Genomic DNA, 21,511 nt, shown 5'->3' with positions numbered 1-21,511 from the left:
GGCAGGCTCACGCCTGTGGCACTTCGCCCTGGTGCTCGTCGCCCATCATGTGCCCCAGCTTGCCCGCCTTGGTGGCCAGGTAATGCGAGTTGTGCGGATTGTGCCCGGTGTGCAGCGGCACGCGCTCGCTGACGCGGATGTTCATGCCGGTGAGGGCTTTGACCTTGCGTGGATTGTTGGTCATCAGGCGCAGCGAGGTCACGCCCAGGTGCTCGAGCATCGGCAGGCACATGGCGTAGTCGCGCTGGTCGGCGGCGAAGCCCAGGCGCTCGTTGGCCTCCACGGTGTCGGCGCCGCCATCTTGCAATTCATAGGCGCGGATCTTGTTCAGCAAGCCGATGCCACGGCCTTCCTGGCGCAGGTACAGCAGCACGCCACGGCCTTCACGGGCGATGGCCTGCAGCGCGGCTTCGAGCTGCGAACCGCAGTCGCAGCGCTGGCTGAACAAGGCATCTCCCGTCAGGCACTCGGAGTGCAAGCGCCCCAACACCGGCTGGCCATCGGCAATGTCACCCAGGCTCAGCACCACGTGTTCGCGGCCGGTGGCTTCGTCGAGAAAGCCATGCATGGTGAAGGTTGCAAAGGGCGTCGGGAGTTTAGAGGCGGCAACAAAGACGACGGGCACGTTGTGCTCCTGATTGGTAACTTGAGGTTTCACTTTGCGCGATTGTATCAGCAGACCCCGCACCTGTGCGCAGGCCGGACCCAGCGGCATTCACTGCGGCCGGCCGTTGGGGGTGAAGGGGTAGGGCTGCCGCCAGCGCTCGAAGATCGGTTTCAGCTCGCCGCTGCGTACCAGCTGCTCCATGCGTCGATCGAACAGGTCGCGCAGGGTTCGGCCGGCGTCGCTGTCGGCGAACGCCAGGTACAGGGGCAGCTCGGCGATGTAGGTGCGCCGGAAACGTTGCGGCTGGTTGGACTGGCCGATCACGTAGTCGATTTCGGTGAGGGCGTCGATATAGAAATCCACCCGGTCGTGTTCGAGCATCGGCAGAATGCCTTCGCGGCGCTGCACTTCACGGCCGTCGCCGACGTTGGGCAGGTAACGGGCATAGTCGTAGCCGCGCACCCAGGCCAGGCGATAGTGGCCGATGGTGGCAGCCGTGGGCACCGGCCCTTTCGCCAGGCCAAGCGCGTAGATGTGGTCGACGTCGAAATGCCAGCGCGGGTAGAGATTGTCGGGGCTCTCGTTCTGGTAGGAGCCGACCCAGGCATCGGCCTCGCCCCGCCTGACCAGGCCGATGGCCCGGCTGTAGGGCGCGCTCTGCGCCACCACCCGTACCCCGGCCGGCTCGAACACCTGGCGCAGCACGTCCCAGGCCAGGCCCGTGCCGTCCGCCTCGGTATAGTCCTGCCACTGCTCGCTGACCAGGCGCACCTGCGCAGGAGCCGGCGCGGCGACGGCTGCGCCGCTCAAGAACAGCCATAGGGCCAGCAGGGCAGTTTTCATGACCATTGCCTCGATTCCTTACGCACTAAGCGGCGCGCCGAACGATGCGGTACCACCGGCTGCGCTTCGACGGCGGCGCGCACCGGATAGGGACTTGCCTGCACAGCCTAGGCAAGCCTCCAGCCCAGCGCCTGCATCGGTGCGCAGGCGAACACGCTGACGAGGATATCGCCGAGCATAGGGCTGCGCCTACGCATGGGCCTGTCGAGCCAACCGATGGGCCGGACTGCGCGACAGACCGGAGACGCTACGTACTGCGTCGGCACCTGTTGCGGGTAATCGGTCATGGGGTCTGCGGGAAATGCTGGTAGCCGCGTTGCGTCGGCGTCACGTCGTGGCCCTGGGCATCGCGCACGGTGACGCCCTGCCCGGCCCGTACGCGGCCGATCACATGAACCGGCTCGCCGATCTGGATCAACGCGGCGAGGTGCGCAGGCGGCAGGGTGAAGGCCAGGACATAGTCGTCGCCACCGCTGAGCGCCGCTTGCAACGCGCCGTCCTGGCCGAGCAACGCGACCAGCGCGGCGGACACCGGCACCTTGGCGAGTTCGATGTCCAGTGCCACCGCCGACGCCTTGGCGATATGCCCGCAGTCGGCCAGCAGCCCGTCGGAGATATCCAACGCGGCGCTGGCACGCCCGCGCAGGCGCAAGCCCAGGTCGAACTGCGGGGCCGGCGACCAGTAGCGCGCCAACAGCGGCGCTGCGATGGGTTCGCCGGCCTGGCGCGTGCCGAGCACCAGAGGCAGCGCACCGGCGGCATCGCCCAATGTGCCGCCGACGCACAGCAGGTCGCCCGGCTGCGCGCCACTGCGGCGCAGGGCCTGGCCTGCCGGTACACGGCCGAACACGGTCAGAGTCAGGCTCAACGGGCCACGCGTGGTATCGCCACCGATCAGGCTCAGGCCGCACTGCTCGGCCATGCGTTGCAGGCCCTCGGCATAGCCTTTGAGCCATGCCGCGCCGACGTCGGGCAGGGTCAGCGCCAGGGTAAAGGCCACGGGCTGCGCGCCCATGGCCGCCAGGTCGCTGGCCGCGACGGCCAGCGAGCGCTGACCGAGAAGAAAGGGGTCGCACGCCACGGGAAAGTGCACACCGGCGACCAGGGTGTCGGTGGACACCGCCAGCTGTTCGCCCGGCGGCAGGTCGAGCAGCGCGCAGTCGTCGCCGATGCCCAGGGCCACGCCCTCGCCGCCTTGCGCACAAGGCGCGGCGGCGAAGTAATGGTTGATCAGCTCGAACTCACCCATGGCACGCCGGCGCCGGGATCAGCGCTTGTTGGCCTTGACTTCGGCTTCGCGCAGGCTGGGTGCCAGCTTGTCGAGCACACCGTTGACGAACTTGTGGCCGTCGGTGGCGCCGAAGACCTTGGCCAGCTCCACGCCTTCGTTGATCACTACGCGGTAGGGCACGTCGACGCGTTTGATGAACTCCCAGGTGGACAGGCGCAGCACGGCCAGTTCGACCGGGTCGAGCTCTTCCAGGGACAGGTCCAGGCAAGGCGCCAGGGCCTGGTCGATCTCGTCGCGGATCGCCGGAACGCCGTGCAGGATCTCGCGGAAGTAGGCGCCGTCGATGTCGGTGAACTCGTTGTCGACGCGGAACTGCGCTTCGATTTCGTTCAGCGAGTGCTTGGCCATGTGCCACTGGTACAGCGCCTGAGTCGCGAGCTTGCGGGCTTCGCGGCGCTTGCTGCTCTTGGAGGGCTTGCCGGCATCGGCAGGCTGCGGATCGCGCGGGTTGAAACGATCGCTTTCGTCGCTAATCACTTGGCCTCCAGCTGCGCCAGCAGACTCACCATTTCCAGGGCCGAGAGGGCCGCTTCGGCGCCTTTGTTGCCGGCCTTGGTGCCGGAACGCTCGATGGCTTGCTCGATCGAATCGACGGTCAGCACGCCGAAGGCGACCGGTACGCCGAACTCCATCGACACCTGGGCCAGGCCCTTGGTGCATTCGCCAGCGACGTATTCGAAGTGCGGGGTGCCGCCACGGATCACGGCGCCCAGGGCGATGATGGCGTCGTACTCGCCCTGCTGGGCGACCTTCTGCGCCACCAGCGGGATTTCGAAGGCGCCAGGTGCGCGGATGATGGTGATGTCGCTGTCGCTCACACCGTGGCGAACCAGGGCGTCGACGGCGCCGCCGACCAGGCTTTCGACGACGAAGCTGTTGAAGCGGCCAACCACCAAGGCATAGCGACCTTTGGGGGCGATGAAAGTACCTTCGATGGTCTTCAGGTTCATTCCGGGAATCTCATATTCAGTAGCCGAGGCCGCACAGGGGCGGCCTCAGCAGGGTTCGGACTCGAGCGTCAGGCCTTTGCGGCACCTGGGATTACTCGGAGGGCACGTATTCTACAACTTCCAGATCGAATCCGGATATCGCATTGAACTTCAACGGCGAACTCATCAGGCGCATCTTGCGCACGCCCAGGTCGCGCAGGATCTGCGAACCGGCGCCGACGGTGCTGTAGGTGGTCGGCGCCTTGAGCTGCGCCTCGCCCGCCGCTTCGCGGATGTGCGCCAGCAACAGGTCGCCGTCGAGCGGATGGCCGAGCAGGAGCACCACGCCGCTGCCGGCCTCGGCCACCGCGCCCATCGCCGCGCGCAGGCTCCAGCGCCCGGGGCTCTTGACCAGCAGCAGGTCGCGCAGCGGGTCCATGTTGTGCACGCGCACCAGGGTCGGTTCCTCGGCGCGGATCTCGCCCAGGGTCAGGGCCATGTGCACGTCGCCCTCGACCGCGTCGCGGTAGGTGACCAGGTTGAAGGCGCCCAGCTCGGTGTCCATCACCTGCTCGGCGACGCGCTGCACGGTGCGCTCGTGGATCATGCGGTAGTGGATCAGGTCGGCGATGGTGCCGATCTTGATGTTGTGCTCGGCGGCGAACAGCTCGAGCTCGGCACGACGGGACATGGTGCCGTCGTCGTTCATCACTTCACAGATCACCCCGCTCGGCTCGAAGCCGGCCATGCGCGCCAGGTCGCAGGCGGCTTCGGTATGCCCGGCGCGGGCCAGGGTGCCGCCGGGTTGCGCCATCAGCGGGAAGATGTGGCCGGGGCTGACGATGTCGTCGGCCTTGGCGTCGCGTGCGGCCGCAGCCTGCACGGTGCGCGCGCGGTCGGCGGCGGAGATGCCGGTGGTGACGCCCTCGGCGGCCTCGATCGACACGGTGAACTTGGTGCCGAAGCCCGAGCCGTTGCGCGGCGCCATCAGCGGCAGCTTGAGGGTTTCGCAGCGCTCGCGAGTCATCGGCATGCAGATCAGGCCGCGGGCGTGCTTGGCCATGAAGTTGATGTGCTCGGCCTGGCAGCACTCGGCCGCCATGATGATGTCGCCTTCGTTCTCGCGGTCTTCGTCGTCCATGAGGATGACCATTTTGCCCTGGCGGATGTCTTCGACCAGTTCTTCGATGCTGTTGAGCGCCACGCGGCACCCCCTTCTCAATTCATTCAGGATTTCAAGAAGCCGTTGGCGGCCAGGAAGCTTTCGGTGATGCCACTGCCCTTGTTCGGATCGGCCGCCTTGTCGCCCAGCAGCAGGCGCTCCAGGTAACGGGCCAGCAGGTCGACCTCGAGGTTGATCCGACGCCCTGCGCGGTAGTCGGCCATGATGGTTTCGGACAGGGTGTGCGGGACGATGGTCAGCTCGAACTCGGCGCCATCGACCTCGTTGACCGTCAGGCTGGTGCCGTCGACGGTGATCGAGCCCTTGTGGGCGATGTACTTGGCCAGATCCTTGGGCGCGCGTACGCGGAACTGGATGGCGCGGGCGTTATCGCTGCGCGAGACGATCTCGCCGACGCCGTCGACGTGGCCGCTGACCAGGTGGCCACCCAGGCGGGTGGTGGGCGTCAGGGCCTTTTCGAGGTTGACGCGGCTGCCGGTCTTGAGGTCGACGAACGCGGTGCAGTCGAGGGTTTCGCGGCTGACGTCGGCCCAGAAGCCGTCGCCCGGCAGTTCCACGGCGGTCAGGCATACGCCGTTGACCGCGATGCTGTCGCCGAGCTTGACGTCGCCCAGGTCGAGCTTGCCGGTCTGGACGTAGACCCGCACGTCACCGCCTTTCGGGGTCAGGCTGCGGATGGTGCCGATCGATTCGATGATGCCGGTGAACATGGTGTCTTCCTCGGGAACGGGGCTGCACGGGGCAAGCCGAGCATTATACGTCGCTGGCGCGCTGCGGCACGGCGGTGACGCACCAGTCGTCGCCCACCGCGCGCATACCGGTGATTTTCAGCCGTGGGGCCTCGGCCATGGTGTTCAGCGGCCAGTCCAGCAAGGGCCGCGCGCTGGAGCCGAGGAAGGTGGCGGCGACGAACAGGCGGTATTCGTCGATCAAACCAAGCTGGGCGAAGGCGCCGACCAAGCGCGGGCCGGCTTCGAGCAGCACTTCGTTGACGCCGCGCGCGGCCAGCGCCGGCAGCACGTCGGCCAGTTCGACCCGACCGTCCTGGCCCGGCAGGCGCAGCAGTTCATGGCCGGCGGCGGCGTAGCGCGGGTCGTCTTCGGCGGCGGTCACGACCAGGGCCGGACCGGCCTGGAAGAACGGCGCGTTCAATGGCAGGCGCAAGCGCCCGTCGATCAGCACGCGCAGGGGCGGCCGCGATTCGGCCAGGGCCGTGAGTTCGGCGGCCAGGCCCAACTCGGCGCCGCGCACGGTCATCCGTGCGCCGTCGGCCAGCACGCTCTGCGCACTGCTGAGCACCACGCTGGAACGTGCGCGCAGGCGCTGCACTTCAGCGCGCGCTGCGGGGCCGGTGATCCACTGGCTTTCGCCGCTGGCCATGGCGGTGCGCCCGTCCAGGCTCATGGCCAGCTTGGCGCGCACGTAGGGCAGGCCGTGTTCCATGCGCTTGAGAAAGCCTGGGTTGAGCGCCCGCGCTTCGCTTTCCAGCACGCCGCTGGCGACGTCGATGCCGGCCGCCGCCAGGCGCGCCAGGCCACGGCCGGCGACCTGCGGATTGGGGTCTTGCATGGCGGCGACCACACGGGCCACTCCCGCCTGCACCAGTGCCTCGGCGCAGGGCGGCGTGCGCCCGTGGTGGCTGCAGGGTTCGAGGGTGACGTAGGCGCAGGCGCCACGGGCCTTGTCGCCGGCCTGGCGCAGCGCATGCACTTCGGCATGCGGCTCGCCGGCGCGCACGTGCCAACCTTCGCCGACCACCTGGCCGTCGCGCACGATCACGCAGCCCACGCGGGGGTTGGGGTGGGTGCTGTACAGGCCCTGGCGGGCGAGTTGCACGGCACGCGCCATGTACTGGGCGTCGAGGGCGGGGGTCGGGCTGGGCATGCTCACTCTTTGGCGGGCTCGCGGGCCAGGCGGTCGAGTTCTTCGCGGAACTCGTCCAGGTCCTGGAAGCGTCGGTAGACGGAGGCGAAGCGGATGTAGGCGACTTCGTCGAGCTTGCGCAGCTCGGCCATCACCAATTCGCCGACCACCAACGACTTCACTTCGCGCTCGCCGGTAGCGCGCAGCCTGTGCTTGATGTGCGCCAGCGCCGCCTCCAGCCGCTCGATGCTGACCGGGCGTTTTTCCAGGGCGCGCTGCACGCCGGCGCGCAGCTTGTCTTCGTCGAAGGGCTGGCGGGTGCCGTCCTGCTTGATCAGCCGGGGCAGGACCAGTTCGGCGGTTTCGAAGGTGGTGAAACGCTCGCCGCAGGCCAGGCATTCACGGCGACGGCGCACTTGCTCACCTTCGGCGACCAGACGCGAATCGATGACCTTGGTGTCGTTGGCACCGCAAAAGGGACAGTGCATGGTGGCAGGCAACAGAAAAAAGGGGCCCTCATGGTAGCGCATCCCACTGGCAAGACAAGCCAAAGGGGTTACCATCAGGCCAATTGCCCCCTGAAGGATTTCCCCATGCACCCTCGTGCGCTCATCGTGTTGTGCTGCGCCGCCTTGCTCGCTGCGTGCGGCAGCGACAAACCCAAGCCCGTCCAGACGTCTGTCAGCGCGCCGGCGAAAGTCACGCCAAAGCTGCCCGAAGCGCTCGGCCCGCTGCCCAGCTACCAGCGCGAGCTCACTGGCTCGCTGATGGACATCCCACGCGGCGCCGAAGTCGAGCTGGCGCTGTTGGTGATCGACGAGAAAGGCCGCCCGCAGCGCCTGTTGGCCAACAGCACCCTGACCGGCACCGGCCAGCCGCTGCCGTACCAGCTGCGCTTCAATCCCGAAGCCTTCCCCGCCAACGCCAGGGTCGAGCTGCGTGGCCGCGCCAGCCAGTCGGGCCAACTCATCCTGCACATGGCGTCCTTGCCCATCACCCAGGCGCAAACCCAGGCCACCGGCCCGCTGCGCTTCGAGAAGGCGCCGTAATTTGCCGGTGCAGGCACTGCAAGACGCCTTGAGCGCATTGATCGGCGAGGCCCGCTTGCGGGCAACGCCCTTGCCGGGCACCGACCTGCGCCTGTGGCTGCTCGACGAACGCAACATGGACCGCGCCTTCAGCCCGGACGAAACCCGACGCATCCTTGAAGAGCCACCCTACTGGAGCTTCTGCTGGGCCAGCGGCCTGGCCCTGGCCCGCCACCTGGCGGCCGAGCCGCACTGGGTACGTGGCAAGCGCGTGCTGGACTTCGGCGCCGGTTCCGGTGTCGCCGGCATCGCCGCGGCGCGTGCCGGCGCCCGTGAGGTGGTGGCTTGCGACCTTGATCCGCTGGCCTTGCAGGCCTGCCGCGCCAATGCCCGGCTCAACGACGTAACTCTGGGTTACAGCGAGGATTTTTTCGCCGAGGCCAACCGCTTCGATCTGATCCTGGTGGCCGACGTGCTCTACGACCGTGCCAACCTGCCGCTGCTCGACCAGTTCCTCGGCCGCGGGCGCCAGGCACTGGTCGCCGACTCGCGGGTGCGTGACTTCGACCACCCGCTATACCGTCCCCTCGGGGTGCTGCACGCCCTGACCCTGCCCGACCTGGCCGAACCCCACGAATTCCGCCGGGTCAGCCTGTACCACGCGACGCGCCAGCCTTTATAGTGGCGCCATACCGCCTTGCGAGAACCATGATGAGCGCTACCGACACGCCGTACATCTTCGATGCCACCGATGCCGACTTCCAGCAGTCGGTGATCGAGAACTCCTTCCACAAACCGGTACTGGTGGATTTCTGGGCCGAATGGTGCGCGCCCTGCAAGGCACTGATGCCGATGCTGGCGAAGATCGCCGAGGCGTATCAGGGCGAACTGCTATTGGCCAAGGTCAACTGCGACGTCGAGCAGCAGGTCGTCGCCCAATTCGGTATCCGCAGCCTGCCGACCGTGGTGCTGTTCAAAGACGGCCAGCCGGTCGACGGCTTCGCCGGCGCGCAACCGGAGTCGGCCATCCGCGCCCTGCTCGAACCGCATGTGCAATTGCCCGCGCCCGCCTCGGCGTCCCCGCTCGAACAAGCCGAGGCGCTGTTCGCCGAGAGCCGCTTCGGTGAGGCCGAGGCGCTGCTCAAACAAGTGCTGACCGAAGACAACGGCAATGCCGCGGCGCTGATTCTCTATGGGCGCTGCCTGGCCGAGCGCGGTGAGTTGGGCGAAGCCGAAACGGTGCTCGACGCGGTCAAGTCCGACGAGCACAAGGCCGCCCTGGCCGGTGCCAAGGCGCAATTGACCTTCCTGCGCCAGGCTGCCAGCCTGCCGGAGGCCGCTGAACTGAAAAGCCGCCTGGCGCAGAACCCGGGCGACGACGAAGCGGCCTACCAGCTGTGCATCCAGCAGCTGGCACGCCAGCAGTACGAAGCGGCGCTCGATGGCCTGCTGAAACTGTTCCAGCGCAACCGCAGCTACGGCGAAGGCTTGCCGCACAAGACCTTGCTGCAGGTGTTCGATTTGCTGGGCAATGCGCACCCCTTGGTGGGCATGTACCGCAGCAAGTTGTTCGCCGCGATGTACTGAGGTTCGGCGGGGCATGGGCACAAGCACCAGGCTTCGTCCCTGCCCCGCTCCATGGACGTCCCATGGGTTCCCCGCGCGGTGCTTCAACCGGTTCTTCACGATACCGCTGGCGTATCCCACACGTAGACCGGCGCATCGCCCTGGCTGACCACCCGCACCTGTGCGCTGTGACGCAAGCGCACCAGCAGACGCTTGGCAGCGGCGAAACTGCCGGTTAGGCCTTCCAGCCGCTCCAAGAGCTCCGGCCCTTCCAACTGCCCTGCCGCTTGCAGCAGATCACAGGCCGCACGCAAGGGCTCATCGTCCCGCACTGCGGCAACCAAAGGTTTCGCAGGTACTGGCACCGGGCTTTCGGCACTCGATGCCGCATCGACAGGGCGGCTCAAGTGCGCCCATTCTTCCGGCGTCAGTTCGATGCTCAGGTCCACCGGCCAGTCGCCAATCTGTCCACGAATTCTCACGCGCTACCCTCGCTCTCAAGTCAGTGTCGGCATGCTACCGCAACATGAAACCTGCGCCACGAAGACTGGCCTGGCAAATAAAATTTGTTATAACATTACCAAATCATTCAGCCTGGTCCCGGAGTCCACCCATGCGTCGTCTGTTGCTCGTCCTGCCCTTCGCCCTGCTGCCCCTGGCCGTGGCCCATGCCCACGACGAACATGACCATGACCACGCCCACGGCACCCTCGGTGCCCATGAGCACGGCGTCGCCAAGCTCAACGTGGTGCTTGACGGCAATACCCTGGAACTGGAACTGGACAGCCCGGCCATGAACGTCGTCGGTTTCGAACATGTTGCCGCCAGCGAAGCCGACAAGGCCAAGGTCGCCGCCGCCCGTCAGCAGTTGGAACAACCGCTGAAGCTGTTCGGCCCGGCTCAGGCCGCTGGTTGCGCGGTCGACAGCCAAGAACTGGAAAGCCCCCTGTTCGGCGATGCGGCCCACGCCGACGATGACGATGATGGCGACGAGCACGAGCACGGCCATCAGCACGCCGATGTGCACGCGCATTATCAGTTCACCTGCGCCACGCCGGCCAAGCTCACCCAGCTCGACCTCGGCCCGCTGTTCAAGACCTTCCCGCAAACCCAGAAGGTCAACGTGCAACTGATCGGCCCGAACGGCCAGAAAGGTGTGGAAACCACCCCTGGCAAGGCCGTGGTCGTCTTCTGAATGGGCCAGGCGCTGATCGAACTGAGCGACTTGCGTTTCGCCTGGCCGGGCCAACCGACGCTATTGGACATCCCGCACTTCCAACTGCAGGCCGGTGAGACGCTGTTCCTCAAAGGCCCAAGCGGTAGCGGCAAGACCACGTTGCTAGGCCTGCTCGGCGGCGTCAGCCGGCCGCAGCACGGCAGCGTGCGCCTGCTAGGCCAGGACCTGGGCGAGCTGGGCCAGGGCGCGCGCGATCGCTTTCGGGTGGACCACACCGGCTACATCTTCCAACAGTTCAACCTGCTGCCGTTCCTCTCGGTGCGGGAAAACGTCGAACTGCCCTGCCGCTTCTCCGCCAGCCGTGCGCAGCGCGCCAGCCAGCGCCACGGCAGCATCGCCCAGGCGGCAGCGGCGCTGCTAAACCACCTAGGCTTGGCCGATCCGGCCTTGCAGGCCCGCCGCGCCGACACCCTGTCGATCGGCCAGCAACAGCGTGTGGCGGCCGCCCGGGCCTTGATCGGCCAACCGGAGTTGGTGATCGCCGACGAACCCACCTCCGCGCTGGACGCCGACATCCGGGTAAGTTTCCTGCACCTGTTGTTCGAAGAGTGCCGCAGCGCCGGCGCCAGCCTGCTGTTCGTCAGCCACGACCAGAGCCTGGCCACGCTGTTCGACCGTCGCCTGTCGCTTGCCGACCTCAACCGCGCCAGCATGCCCCAGGAGGCTTGATGTACCTGCTCCGTCTTGCCCTGGCCAGCCTGGCCAACCGGCGCTTCACCGCCCTGCTCACCGCCTTCGCCATCGCCTTGTCGGTGTGCCTGCTGCTGGCTGTGGAACGGGTGCGCACCGAGGCGCGCGCCAGTTTCGCCAGCACCATCAGCGGCACCGACCTGATCGTCGGCGCCCGTTCCGGCTCGGTGAACCTGCTGCTGTATTCGGTGTTCCGCATCGGCAACGCCACCAACAACATTCGCTGGGACAGCTTCGCGCACTACGCCAACGACCGCCGGGTGAAGTGGGCCATCCCCATCTCGCTCGGTGACTCGCACCGCGGCTACCGGGTGATGGGCACCAGCGAGGCGTATTTCGAGCATTACCAGTACGGCCATCGCCAGCACCTGCAACTGGCCGACGGCCGCGCCTTCGCCGACGATCCGTTCGAGGTGGTGCTGGGCGCCGAAGTGGCCGAGGCGCTGCATTACAAGCTGGGCGACCAGTTGGTGCTGGCCCACGGCATCGCCGCGGTGAGCCTGGTCAAGCATGACGACAAGCCCTTCACCGTCGTCGGCATCCTCAAACGCACCGGCACCCCGGTCGATCGCACGCTGCACATCGGCCTAGCCGGTATGGAAGCCATTCACGTCGACTGGCACAACGGCGTACCGGCGCGCGGACGGGTCAGCGCCGAGCAGGCGCGTGGCATGGACTTGCAGCCCACGGCCATCACCGCCTTCATGCTCGGGCTGAACAACAAGATCGCCACCTTCAGCCTGCAACGGGAGATCAACGAGTTCCGTAGCGAGCCGTTGCTGGCGATTCTGCCGGGGGTGGCGTTGCAGGAGCTGTGGAGCCTGATGGGCACGGCCGAGCAGGCGTTGTTCGTGGTTTCGCTGTTCGTGGTGCTGACCGGGCTGATCGGCATGCTCACCGCCATCCTCACCAGCCTCAACGAGCGCCGCCGGGAAATGGCGATCCTGCGTTCGGTGGGCGCCCGCCCGTGGCACGTGGCGGGCCTGCTGGTACTCGAAGCGCTGGCCCTGGCCGTGGCGGGAATCGTGGCCGGGCTCGGCCTGCTGTACGCCGCCATCGCCCTGGCCCAGGGCTACGTGCAGGCCAACTACGGCCTGTACCTGCCGCTGGCCTGGCCCAGCGCGCACGAGTGGAACCTGCTGGCGATCATCCTCGGCGCCGCCCTGCTGATGGGCAGCGTGCCGGCCTGGCGCGCTTATCGGCAGTCGCTGGCCGACGGCCTGTCGATCCATCTATGAGGCGCTCGACCGCTGTATGTGCCAGGCCCTGTGGGCGGTTGCGGCTATCAGCTGCCCGCCTGTGCTTGTTGCTGCTGGTGTTGTTGGTCAGCACGGCCTGGGCGGGCGAGCCCCGCGAGCTGGACTGGCCCGCGTTGATTCCCGAAGGCGCGCCAGTGGTCGAACCGCAACTGGCGCCGCTGCACGACCTGTCGCAGCTGAGCGACGCGCTGTCGGCCGAATCGGCGCCCGCCGCCCAGCAACCGGCACCGGACGCGCCGGTGGTGCAAGCGCTCGACGGCCAGGCGATCAAGCTGCCGGGCTACATCGTGCCGCTGGAAGTCAACGAGGAAGGCCGCACCACCGAGTTTCTGCTGGTGCCCTACTACGGCGCGTGCATCCACGTGCCGCCACCGCCGGCGAACCAGATCGTGCACATTTTCAGCGAGATGGGCGTGCGTGTGGAGGACCTTTACCAGCCCTACTGGATCGAGGGCACGCTCAAGGTCGCCCACTCCACCAGCGAACTGGCGGCATCGGGCTACCAGATGGAGGCCGAGAAGATCTACGCGTACGAATTGAAGTGAGAAGGTTCCCGGACACCGCCGTTTCGTTGAGCTGTGTCAAACCTTGGGCTAGAGCCGCTCCGTAACATGGCGCCACTCTTTTCTCACGTCCTTTCGGAGCACCCATGAACAAGTCCTTGCTCGGCGCCTCGCTCGTTGCCCTGGCATTGGCAGCGCCGGTGGCCAACGCCCACCAGGCTGGCGATTTCATCCTGCGCGCCGGCGCCATCACCACCGCGCCCAACGAAGACAGCGGCGAAATCAAGCTCGACGGCGCCCGGGTCTCCGGCACCAAGGCCACCTTGAACAGCGACACCCAACTGGGTCTGGCCTTCGCCTACATGCTCACCGACCACGTCGGCGTCGAGCTGCTGGCCGCCACACCGTTCCAGCACACCGTGGGCGTCAAAGGCCTGGGCGCGGGCCTGGACGGCAAGCTGGCCGACATCAAGCAACTGCCACCGACCCTGTCGCTGCAGTACTACCCCATGGAACCCTCCTCGAAGTTCCAGCCCTACGCGGGCGTCGGCGTGAACTACACGCTGTTCTTCGACGAAGAGCTGAGCGGCACGCGCAAGCAGCAGGGCTTCAGCAACATGAAGCTGCAAGACTCCATCGGCCTGGCCGGGCAAGTGGGCATGGACTACATGCTGACCGACAACCTGCTGTTCAACGCCGCGGTCTGGTACGTCGATATCAACACCAAGGCCACCATCGACGGCCCGAGCGCCCTGGGCGTGGGCACCACCAAGGTCAACCTGGAAGTCGACCCTTGGGTGTACATGGTGGGCCTGGGCTACAAGTTCTGACCGACCCCTTACAGCACAACGCCCCACCCTGGTCTGCCAGGCGTGGGGCGTTGTCGTTTCGGCCAGGGCGCGTGTCAGGCCTTGCCGAGTAGCTGGCGCAGGCCGTCCACCAAGGTCGTGGGCCGGTCGAGGGTGAAGCGTTGCAGCAGGCGCGTGTTGTCTGCCCGTGAGTGGCGAATATCGCCTGCACGTGCCGCACGGTGGCTGACCGGCGGCAAGCTGCCGATGACCTCTTCGAGCGCTGCCAGCAACCGATTCAGCGACGTAGCTTGATTGAGGCCGATGTTCACCGCCCCTTCTTGCACCGCCGGCTGCATCAGCGCCTGCACCATCACCCGCACCAGGTCGCCCACGTAAAGGAAGTCGCGGGTCTGCTCGCCATCGCCGAACAGCGTGATGGGCTGCCGGTGCAGCGAACGCTCGGCGAAGATGCTGATGACGCCGGAATACGGCGAGGACGGATCCTGGCGCGGCCCGAAGATGTTGAAGAAACGCAGCACCACCGGTTCCAGACCATGCTGGCGGCGGTAGAAGTCCAGGTACTGCTCGCTCGCCAGCTTGTCCACGGCATAGGGCGTCAAAGGCGCCTTGGGCGTGTCTTCGCCGATGGCCTGGCCTTCGCCGTTGTTGCCGTACACCGCCGCGCTGGAGGCGTACAGCACACGGCGGATACCGTGCACGCGCATGGCTTCGCAGACGTTCAGGGTGCCGATGAAGTTGCTCTGGTGGGTCTTCACCGGATCGTCGACCGACGCCTGCACCGAGGCCACGGCGGCCAGGTGCACCACCGCGGCGCAACCGGCCGCAGCGCGCAGCAGCAACGCCGCATCGGCCACATCGCCTTCGATCAGTTCCAGGTGCGGGTGCTGTACTTGCAGGTTGCTGCGCTTGCCGGTGGAGAAGTCGTCGAGGATGCGCACGCGATGGCCGCCCTTGAGCAAGGCGTCGCACAGGTGCGAGCCGATGAAGCCGGCGCCGCCGGTAATCAGAATGGGAGCATCAGACATTTCGGTAGAAGCGCTCCAGTAGAGGTGGCAGACCGGAGCGCCAGGCGCGCGGTTTGATGCCGAAGGTATGCAGAATCTTCTTGCAGGCCAGCACCGCGTTTTGCGGCTCTTCGCTGGCGTCGGCGCTGGCGGCGTGGGCTTGGGCGGTGGGCGCCTGCACGGCGAGCGGGTGGCGCTGCGCCGCCTCGGCGAGGATGGCCTGGCCAAGCACCAGCGGCGTGGTGGCCTCGTTGCCGGCGTAGTGGTAGGTGCCCCACAGCGGCGATGCGCAATCGAGCTGCTTGAGCACCGAGAGGATCACCCGCGCCGCGTCGTCCACCGGGGTCGGATTGCCGCGGCGGTCGTCGGCCAGGAACAGTTCGCGGTGTTGCTCGGCGCGGGTCAGAAAACGCCCCAGCAGGCCATCGACACTTTCGTCCAGCAGCCAGCCGAAGCGCAGCAGCACGTGCTGCGGGCACGCCGCGCGCACGCTCTGTTCGATGCGCCACAGCGCCTGGCCACGTTGGCCCAAGGGGATGGGATCGTCCTTTTCGCTATAGGCCGTGGCCCGCGAGCCGTCGAAGACCCGGTAGCTGGACGGTTGCACCAAGGTGATCTGGTGGTGCTGGCACAGTTGCGCCAGGCGCTCCACGCCCCGCTCCTGCTGCGCCAAGCGTTCTTCGCTGACGGTCTCGGCCTGGAACCAGTCGAAGTAGTAGGCCAGGTTGACCAGCGCGTCGGGGCGGTGGTCGTCGAGCAGTTGCGTCAGGCTGGCGGCATCCCAGCCCTGATCCGGGGGACGCGGCGCCAGGAACCCGATGTTGTCCTCGGCCCCGAGACGAATCAACGCTTGCCCAAGGGCATTGCCACCACCCAACAGCATCAAGCGCATTCGCATAGAGTCAGCAGATCCGAACAGATGAAAGGAAAGCGAACATTGTGAGGCGTCCATCCAGGGAAGTACAACCCCCGGTGCCGGCGATTGCCGTCACGATCAAGGCCGATGCCCGCCACTGCTGGAAATTGCGCCTGTCGTGTCCAGCATGAGCGCCGATGTTTGATGCCGACGTGCTTGCTGCGGGTGCATCATTCGATTTCGAACAACCCATGGCTGATCGGCCCGACGCTGAGCCGTTCGCGCACGTCGTCGTCGATGCGAGGGTCGTCCGGCTGGTACAGCTTCACTTGCCGGTAGGCATTGATGCGGTTGATGTCTTCGCCCAGGTATTCCCAGACCACGCGGGTGCAGGCCGGATTGCGCCGGTCGCCGCTGGAAACGCCGGTCTTGAGGCCATTGAGGCGCGTCACCCGGCTCTTGAAGCTGGGGATCAGGATGGTCTGGCTGATTTCGTTGAAGGTGAGCGACTCGTAGTCGACCAGAAACAGCCGGTCTTGCAGCTGGAACGCCGCCCCCAGGTAGCGGCAACGTACCCAGTCTTCGGCCTGCACGTTGCTGCTGCTGGTGCGCTCCTGGCGCTCCTGGCGCTCGAACAGGAAACGCCCGCGTTCTTCGCGCAGGTGCACCAGCGACAGCAGGATCGTGCCCGGCACCGACATGCAGTTGGCGTATTCGAAGTAGTAGCCGCAATAGCGCGACAGGTTGCCGCCATGCTCGTGCAAAGGCTGGAACAGTTCGGCGATCGGGTCGCCCTGCGCACTTTCGGCGTCGGCGCCATTGCGTGCGCCGATCAGCCGGGCGAACTGGTCGGGCGGCAGGCCCAGCTCGTAGTCCTCGACACCGAAGAAGTCGCCGATGCGTTTGAGGTTGTAGCTCGTCGGATGGCTCTGCCCGCTGAGGTACTTGTTGAACTGTGCGCGATTCATCGCCAATTTCCGGCAAACCTCGGAAATAGAGCGGTAATGGCTGCACGCCAGCTTGAGATTGAGGGCGAAATGCTCACTCATGGCGGGTTCCATCTGATGCGAAGCGCGCCAGTATAGCATCAAGTCGCATCAATTCGGACCAAGCCGCGAAATTGTAACCCTTCTTGTCATAGCCAACCATGCGCCCCATTGAGTAGCGCTGCCCCTGGGCGGCCTGCTGGTGTCCAACGCGAAAAATAAGAATCGAGGTTCTTTTCATGCTCGAAGCACTCAACGATTTCCTCTCGGGGAAGCTTCTCATCGTGCTCATCGTCGGCCTGGGTAGTTACTTCACGATCCGCTCGCGGTTCGTGCAGTTCCGTCACTTCGGCCACATGTTCGGGGTCTTCAAGGAATCCCTTCGCGGCCAGGCAGGCCAACTCAGCTCGTTCCAGGCCCTGATGCTCAGCCTCGCCGGCCGCGTCGGCGCCGGCAACATCGCAGGCGTCGGTATCGCCGTGACCCTGGGCGGCCCAGGCGCGGTGTTCTGGATGTGGGTCACCGCTCTGGTGGGCATGGCCAGCAGCTTCTTCGAGTGCACCCTGGCCCAGGTCTACAAGCGCGCCGACGGCGATGGCCTGTACCGCGGCGGCCCGGCGTACTACATCCTGCACGGCCTGAAATTCAAGGGCATGGCGATCGTCTTCTCGCTGCTGCTGCTGGTCACCTACGGCTTCGCCTTCATCGGCCTGCAGTCCTACACCGTGACCCACTCGCTGCAAAACGCCTTCGCCTTCGAGCCGACCCACACCGGTATCGTGCTGGCCGTGCTGCTGGCCATCACCTTCATCGGCGGCATCAAGCGCATCGCCAAGGTGTCGGACCTGCTGGTACCGATCAAGACCATGGCCTACATCGGCGTGACCCTGTACGTGATCGGCACGCAGATCGAACATGTGCCAGCCATGCTGGAAACCATCTTCAAGAGCGCCTTCGGCCTGGACCCTGCCTTCGGCGGCCTGCTGGGCAGCGCCATCGTCATGGGCGTCAAGCGTGGCGTGTTCGCCAACGAAGCCGGCCTGGGCAGCGCCCCGAACGTGGCTGCTGTGGCCGCCGTCAAGCACCCTGGCGCGCAAGGCGTGGTACAGGCGTTCAGCGTGTTCCTCGACACCTTCGTGATCTGCACCTGCACCGCGTTGCTGATTCTGCTGTCGGGCTTCTACACCCCGGGCTTCGAAGGCGACGGCATCGTGCTGACGCAGAACTCGCTGGCCGCCGTGGTCGGTGACTGGGGGCGCATCTTCGTCAGCGTCGCGCTGTCGCTGTTCGTCTTCACCTGCATCCTCTACAACTACTACCTGGGCGAGAACAGCCTGCAGTTCCTGACCCGCAACCGCGTCGTGCTGATGGGCTTCCGCGTGCTGGTACTGGTGCTGGTGATCTGGGGCTCCACACAGGACCTGTCGACCGTGTTCGCCTTCGCCGACATCACCATGACCTGCCTGGCGTTCGTCAACCTGATCGCCCTGACCCTGCTGTTCAAGGTCGGCCTGCGGGTGATGCGCGACTACGACGCCCAGCGCCGCGCCGGCGTCAAGCAGCCGGTGTTCGACTCCAGCCAGTTCACCGATCTGGACCTGGACCGCGCCGCCTGGCCGGCCAACCCGCAGCAGACCGTCGCCACCGACGCCACGGTCGGCCAGGCGCAACCCCTGCGCTGAGCCCTGTGCCAGCCGCCCCGTCCGCGGGCGGCTGACGTAAGCTTCGTCCCCAATGCACCCGCCCGACGATCCAGCGCCTAGCCGCGCCGGGTCGCCGCCGGCATGGGCTGCGCTCGAGTCCGATCTCGCTAAGGAATGCGCCATGCGTGCAGTCAACAACCTTCTCGTCCTCTACACCGGCGGCACCATCGGCATGCTGGAAACCCCCGAGGGCCTGGCCCCGGCCGGCGGTTTCGAAGCGCGCATGCGCGATCATCTGGCGCAATGCAGCGATGCCCCGCAACTCCGCTGGGCGCTGCGCGAACTCGATCCGCTGATCGACAGCGCCAACATGCAGCAGGCCAATTGGCTGGCGATGCGCGAGGCCATCGTCGAAGCGGTCGAGCGCGACGGCCATGACGGTGTGCTGGTGCTGCACGGTACCGACACCTTGGCCTACAGCGCCGCTGCCCTGTCGTTCCTGCTGCTGGGCCTGCCGGTGCCGGTGCTGCTGACCGGCTCCATGCTGCCGGCCGGCACGCCGGACAGCGACGCCTGGGAGAACCTGATCGGCGCCCTGCGCCAGTTCGAGCAGGGTTTGCAGAATGGCGTACAGCTGTTCTTCCACGGCCAGTTGCTGCACGGCTGCCGGGCTTCGAAGCTGCGCAGCGAGGCGTTCGACGCGTTCACCGCGCCGGCCCGCCATCGCCAGGGCGAGCGCGCCGCCGAGCTGCCCGCCACGCTGACCTATCGCCAGGCGCGCCAGCCGGTGAAGCTTGCGGTACTGCCGGTGTTTCCCGGCCTTGGCGCCGAGCACCTGCACGGGCTGCTGGCCAGCGGCATCCGCGGGCTGGTGCTGGAGTGCTACGGCAGCGGCACCGGGCCGTCCGACGACCTGGCGCTGCTCGACGCGCTGCATACGGCGCGCCAGCAGGGTGTGTTGGTGGTCGCCATCAGCCAGTGCCCCGAAGGTTCGGTGGTGTTCGACACCTATGCGGCCGGCAGCCGCCTGCGCGATGCCGGGCTGCTCAGCGGTGGCGGCATGACCCGCGAAGCGGCGCTGGGCAAGTTGTTCGGGCTGCTGGGTGCGGGGTTGGACATGGAAGCGGCCGGGCATTGGTTCCAGTTGGATCTGTGCGGCGAGCGTGCCTGACCGGATGGGATGACCCTGCTTCGTGCATACGCGAAACGGCGCCCGCTCTCTCTGAGCAGGCGCCGTTTTTCATTGTCGGCCCATGACCTGAATGCGGTCGAAAAGACAGTTCAGAGCATGACTTAAAGGCCGTGGGTGACGCCACCGTCGACCTTGAGGTTCTGCCCGGTGATGTAGGTCGCCCCGTCGCTGGCCAGAAACGCAATGGTCGCTGCGACCTCCTCGCTCGTCCCATAGCGCTTGAGCGGCACGCTGTCGCGTCGTTCGTCGGTCGCCGGCAGGCTGTCGATCCAGCCGGGCAGCACGCTGTTGATGCGCACGTTATCGGCGGCGAAGTGATCGGCGAAGATCTTGCTGAAGGCCGCCAGGCCCGCGCGGAACACGGCCGAGGTCGGGAACAGGGCGTTGGGCTCGAAGGTCCAGGCGCTGGAGATGTTGATGATGGCGCCGCCCTTCTGCCGCTGCATGATCGGCGCCACCAGCCGCGTGGGGCGGATGACGTTGAGCAGGTAGGTGTCCATGCCGGCGTGCCAGTCCTCGTCGCTGATCTCCAGGATCGGCGCGCGCGGGCCGTGGCCGGCGCTGTTGACCAGCACATCGATGCGCCCCCATTCGGCCATCACTGCATCGACCAAGCGTTGCAGGTCGGCGGTCGATTGATTGCTGCCGGTGACGCCGATGCCGCCCAGTTCGTGGGCCAGCGCCTCGCCTTTGCCCGACGACGACAGGATGCCCACCTTGAAGCCATCGGCGGCCAGGCGCCGCGCCGCCGCTGCGCCCATGCCGCTACCGCCGGCTGTGATGATCGCCACTTTTTCTACCGTCATGTTGCCTCCAGGGCTGTGTTCGTTCAGATGCAGTGACGGTAGCAGCGCGGCACGGCGCGGGGGAGGCAGCCAGGCTTTGCCGAGACGATAGTTCAGCTACTGTCTGCCTGATCTTTGAGCCACTGCGCCACCTGCAGCAGCAGCGGCGCATTGCGCGACTTGTGCGGCCAGATCAGGTAGAAGCCTTGCTCAAGGCCGAGGCTTTGCTCGAACACCTGCACCAGCCGACCTGCCGCGATGTCCTGGGCCACGAAGGCCGCAGTGGCCAGGGCGATACCCTGCCCGCCGATGGCAGCCTCGATCGCCAGGGAGGTCTGGTTGAAACGCATGTGCTTGGTGATGAGCGACGCATGTTCCGGAAACAGCCTGGCGGTGAAGGCCGGCCAATGGTCGTGGGCGTCGTGCAGCAAGGCGAAGCGTTGCAGGTCTTCGAAACGGCCGGGCATGGCCTTGTCGTGGAACAGTATCGGGCTTGCCACCGCGACGATGCGCTGTTCGAACAACCGTTCCACGTGCAAGCCTGGGCCGAAGCCGGGCACCCCATAACGCACGGCGAGGTCCACCCCATCGGTCTGGAAGTGCGAAAGCCGTTCGGTCGCCAGCACCCGCAGGTCGATCTCGGGGTGGCAGTGGGCAAAGCTGCCTAGCCGCGGGATCAGCCATTTCGAAGCGAAGCTCGGGGTGACGCTGACCGTGACATGCAGTGGCTCGGGCTTGAGCAGGCGGGTGGCCTCGTCGATCATCGACAAGGCACTGCGCACGCTGCCGCTGTAGGCGCGCCCGGCATCGGTCAGCGCCAGGCCCCGTGGCAAGCGCTCGAACAGGCGCACCGCCAGCTTGGCCTCCAGCCCCCTGACCTGTTGGGCCACGGCCGCCTGGGTGACGCCGAGCTCTTCGGCGGCCAGGCGGAAGTTCAGGTGGCGGGCGACCACTTCGAAGATGCGCAGGGCGTTGAGCGGTGGGAGAGCTGGAAAACCTTCGGACATGGGGCGCATTCGTCAGTGTTTGGGCATGGCCGAGCGATACCCGGCGCTGTTGCAGGGAGGTTAGGCCAAAGCGTGGAGCATGACGCACCTGTTCGTCGGTGTTGGCCTGCACCTTGACGCGCTGACAGCAGCGTTGGCGGTGACCGGAGAGTGTCGCTGGGTCGCTTGCCATTGGCGAGGGTCGATGCCGAGCGGCCGAGCGGAACCTTTGCAGTTAAAACGCGAAA

26 protein-coding genes are annotated in these 21,511 nt (G+C 66.5%); 10 read left to right on the top strand and 16 right to left on the bottom strand.

All coding sequences use genetic code 11. The features are described 5' to 3' along the window. Window positions 1-7 precede the first annotated feature (7 nt). The 9 genes from ribA to nrdR all read right to left on the bottom strand — a co-directional run bounded on the left by ribA (window position 8) and on the right by nrdR (window position 7,204). Window positions 8-625 (bottom strand): GTP cyclohydrolase II, encoded by a 618-nt coding sequence (gene ribA / locus B4M43_RS20235; protein WP_296269238.1) that lies wholly within the window; start codon window positions 623-625, stop codon window positions 8-10. Between the two features lie 90 nt (window positions 626-715). Further along, window positions 716-1,456 carry a substrate-binding periplasmic protein gene (locus B4M43_RS20230; RefSeq protein ID WP_296269237.1) on the bottom strand — a complete coding sequence of 247 codons (741 nt, stop codon included), beginning with the start codon at window positions 1,454-1,456 and terminating at the stop codon, window positions 716-718. Between the two features lie 277 nt (window positions 1,457-1,733). Next, window positions 1,734-2,699: a thiamine-phosphate kinase gene (thiL, locus tag B4M43_RS20225; protein WP_296269236.1), complete on the bottom strand. Its 966-nt coding sequence runs from the start codon at window positions 2,697-2,699 to the stop codon at window positions 1,734-1,736. 18 nt (window positions 2,700-2,717) lie between these two features. Next, a complete protein-coding gene (gene nusB / locus B4M43_RS20220) occupies window positions 2,718-3,218 on the bottom strand; it encodes a transcription antitermination factor NusB (RefSeq protein ID WP_296269235.1) in 501 nt (166 codons plus the stop codon). Continuing rightward, window positions 3,215-3,691, bottom strand: a complete 477-nt coding sequence (gene ribE, locus B4M43_RS20215) for a 6,7-dimethyl-8-ribityllumazine synthase (protein WP_296269234.1) — start codon at window positions 3,689-3,691, stop codon at window positions 3,215-3,217. The genes nusB and ribE overlap by 4 nt, the downstream gene beginning before the upstream one ends. A 91-nt stretch (window positions 3,692-3,782) precedes the next feature. Beyond that, window positions 3,783-4,874: a bifunctional 3,4-dihydroxy-2-butanone-4-phosphate synthase/GTP cyclohydrolase II gene (gene ribBA, locus B4M43_RS20210; protein WP_296269233.1), complete on the bottom strand. Its 1,092-nt coding sequence runs from the start codon at window positions 4,872-4,874 to the stop codon at window positions 3,783-3,785. A gap of 23 nt (window positions 4,875-4,897) precedes the next feature. Then, the gene (locus B4M43_RS20205) at window positions 4,898-5,563 is read right to left on the bottom strand and encodes a riboflavin synthase (RefSeq protein ID WP_296269232.1); all 666 of its coding nucleotides are present in this window, start codon (window positions 5,561-5,563) and stop codon (window positions 4,898-4,900) included. Window positions 5,564-5,606: 43 nt separating this feature from the next. Further along, window positions 5,607-6,737 carry a bifunctional diaminohydroxyphosphoribosylaminopyrimidine deaminase/5-amino-6-(5-phosphoribosylamino)uracil reductase RibD gene (gene ribD / locus B4M43_RS20200; protein WP_296269231.1) on the bottom strand — a complete coding sequence of 377 codons (1,131 nt, stop codon included), beginning with the start codon at window positions 6,735-6,737 and terminating at the stop codon, window positions 5,607-5,609. 2 nt (window positions 6,738-6,739) lie between these two features. After that, window positions 6,740-7,204, bottom strand: coding sequence for a transcriptional regulator NrdR (gene nrdR, locus B4M43_RS20195; RefSeq protein ID WP_296269230.1), 465 nt, complete (start codon window positions 7,202-7,204; stop codon window positions 6,740-6,742). Window positions 7,205-7,309: 105 nt separating this feature from the next. Here nrdR and B4M43_RS20190 point away from each other — a divergent pair, with 105 nt between their 5' ends. From B4M43_RS20190 to trxA, 3 genes are read left to right on the top strand one after another with little or no spacing between them, the layout of a single operon-like run. After that, on the top strand, window positions 7,310-7,765 hold the full coding sequence (locus tag B4M43_RS20190; RefSeq protein WP_296269229.1) for a YbaY family lipoprotein: 456 nt from the start codon (window positions 7,310-7,312) through the stop codon (window positions 7,763-7,765). Between the two features lies 1 nt (window position 7,766). Then, window positions 7,767-8,426 (top strand): class I SAM-dependent methyltransferase, encoded by a 660-nt coding sequence (locus tag B4M43_RS20185; RefSeq protein WP_296269228.1) that lies wholly within the window; start codon window positions 7,767-7,769, stop codon window positions 8,424-8,426. 29 nt (window positions 8,427-8,455) lie between these two features. Next, on the top strand, window positions 8,456-9,331 hold the full coding sequence (trxA, locus tag B4M43_RS20180) for a thioredoxin (RefSeq protein ID WP_296269227.1): 876 nt from the start codon (window positions 8,456-8,458) through the stop codon (window positions 9,329-9,331). A gap of 95 nt (window positions 9,332-9,426) precedes the next feature. Here the strand turns inward: trxA and B4M43_RS20175 are convergent, their stop codons facing one another. Further along, window positions 9,427-9,792: a hypothetical protein gene (locus B4M43_RS20175; RefSeq protein ID WP_296269226.1), complete on the bottom strand. Its 366-nt coding sequence runs from the start codon at window positions 9,790-9,792 to the stop codon at window positions 9,427-9,429. A gap of 131 nt (window positions 9,793-9,923) precedes the next feature. Here B4M43_RS20175 and B4M43_RS20170 point away from each other — a divergent pair, with 131 nt between their 5' ends. The 5 genes from B4M43_RS20170 to B4M43_RS20150 all read left to right on the top strand — a co-directional run bounded on the left by B4M43_RS20170 (window position 9,924) and on the right by B4M43_RS20150 (window position 13,829). Continuing rightward, the gene (locus B4M43_RS20170; protein ID WP_296269225.1) at window positions 9,924-10,505 is read left to right on the top strand and encodes a DUF2796 domain-containing protein; all 582 of its coding nucleotides are present in this window, start codon (window positions 9,924-9,926) and stop codon (window positions 10,503-10,505) included. Next, on the top strand, window positions 10,506-11,216 hold the full coding sequence (locus B4M43_RS20165; RefSeq protein ID WP_296269224.1) for an ABC transporter ATP-binding protein: 711 nt from the start codon (window positions 10,506-10,508) through the stop codon (window positions 11,214-11,216). After that, entirely contained in the window at window positions 11,216-12,475 is a 1,260-nt protein-coding gene (locus B4M43_RS20160) for an ABC transporter permease (protein WP_296269223.1), read from the top strand. The genes B4M43_RS20165 and B4M43_RS20160 overlap by 1 nt, the downstream gene beginning before the upstream one ends. Continuing rightward, complete coding sequence (locus B4M43_RS20155) at window positions 12,472-13,041, top strand: DUF3299 domain-containing protein (protein WP_414707887.1); 570 nt, start codon at window positions 12,472-12,474, stop codon at window positions 13,039-13,041. Before B4M43_RS20160 ends, B4M43_RS20155 begins: the two co-directional genes overlap by 4 nt. A 104-nt stretch (window positions 13,042-13,145) precedes the next feature. Then, the gene (locus B4M43_RS20150; protein ID WP_296269221.1) at window positions 13,146-13,829 is read left to right on the top strand and encodes an OmpW/AlkL family protein; all 684 of its coding nucleotides are present in this window, start codon (window positions 13,146-13,148) and stop codon (window positions 13,827-13,829) included. Window positions 13,830-13,903: 74 nt separating this feature from the next. Here B4M43_RS20150 and B4M43_RS20145 read toward each other — a convergent pair whose 3' ends face one another. The 4 genes from B4M43_RS20145 to B4M43_RS20130 all read right to left on the bottom strand — a co-directional run bounded on the left by B4M43_RS20145 (window position 13,904) and on the right by B4M43_RS20130 (window position 16,898). Next, complete coding sequence (locus tag B4M43_RS20145) at window positions 13,904-14,836, bottom strand: NAD-dependent epimerase/dehydratase family protein (RefSeq protein ID WP_296269220.1); 933 nt, start codon at window positions 14,834-14,836, stop codon at window positions 13,904-13,906. Beyond that, the gene (locus tag B4M43_RS20140) at window positions 14,829-15,713 is read right to left on the bottom strand and encodes a sugar nucleotide-binding protein (protein WP_296269219.1); all 885 of its coding nucleotides are present in this window, start codon (window positions 15,711-15,713) and stop codon (window positions 14,829-14,831) included. Before B4M43_RS20140 ends, B4M43_RS20145 begins: the two co-directional genes overlap by 8 nt. 188 nt (window positions 15,714-15,901) lie before the next feature. After that, window positions 15,902-16,720, bottom strand: coding sequence for an XRE family transcriptional regulator (locus B4M43_RS20135; protein ID WP_296269218.1), 819 nt, complete (start codon window positions 16,718-16,720; stop codon window positions 15,902-15,904). Further along, window positions 16,713-16,898: a hypothetical protein gene (locus tag B4M43_RS20130; RefSeq protein WP_296269217.1), complete on the bottom strand. Its 186-nt coding sequence runs from the start codon at window positions 16,896-16,898 to the stop codon at window positions 16,713-16,715. Before B4M43_RS20130 ends, B4M43_RS20135 begins: the two co-directional genes overlap by 8 nt. Between B4M43_RS20130 and B4M43_RS20125 the strand changes: the two genes are divergently transcribed. Both B4M43_RS20125 and B4M43_RS20120 read left to right on the top strand, forming a co-directional pair. Then, on the top strand, window positions 16,897-18,339 hold the full coding sequence (locus B4M43_RS20125; RefSeq protein WP_296269216.1) for an alanine/glycine:cation symporter family protein: 1,443 nt from the start codon (window positions 16,897-16,899) through the stop codon (window positions 18,337-18,339). The two genes, B4M43_RS20130 and B4M43_RS20125, sit on opposite strands and share 2 nt — an antisense overlap. Window positions 18,340-18,481: 142 nt before the next feature. Next, window positions 18,482-19,471: an asparaginase gene (locus B4M43_RS20120; protein ID WP_296269215.1), complete on the top strand. Its 990-nt coding sequence runs from the start codon at window positions 18,482-18,484 to the stop codon at window positions 19,469-19,471. A 122-nt stretch (window positions 19,472-19,593) separates the two neighbouring features. Here the strand turns inward: B4M43_RS20120 and B4M43_RS20115 are convergent, their stop codons facing one another. Both B4M43_RS20115 and B4M43_RS20110 read right to left on the bottom strand, forming a co-directional pair. Next, window positions 19,594-20,298, bottom strand: coding sequence for an SDR family oxidoreductase (locus B4M43_RS20115; protein WP_296269214.1), 705 nt, complete (start codon window positions 20,296-20,298; stop codon window positions 19,594-19,596). Window positions 20,299-20,390: 92 nt separating this feature from the next. Then, window positions 20,391-21,284, bottom strand: coding sequence for a LysR substrate-binding domain-containing protein (locus tag B4M43_RS20110; protein WP_296269213.1), 894 nt, complete (start codon window positions 21,282-21,284; stop codon window positions 20,391-20,393). Window positions 21,285-21,511: the final 227 nt, after the last annotated feature.

Origin of the sequence: Pseudomonas sp. UBA6562 (genome assembly GCF_002434265.1) — a bacterium.
Classification (GTDB): domain Bacteria; phylum Pseudomonadota; class Gammaproteobacteria; order Pseudomonadales; family Pseudomonadaceae; genus Aquipseudomonas.
Note: the sequence above shows the minus strand (reverse complement) of the source record. Positions and strands in the feature narration are given on the sequence as shown.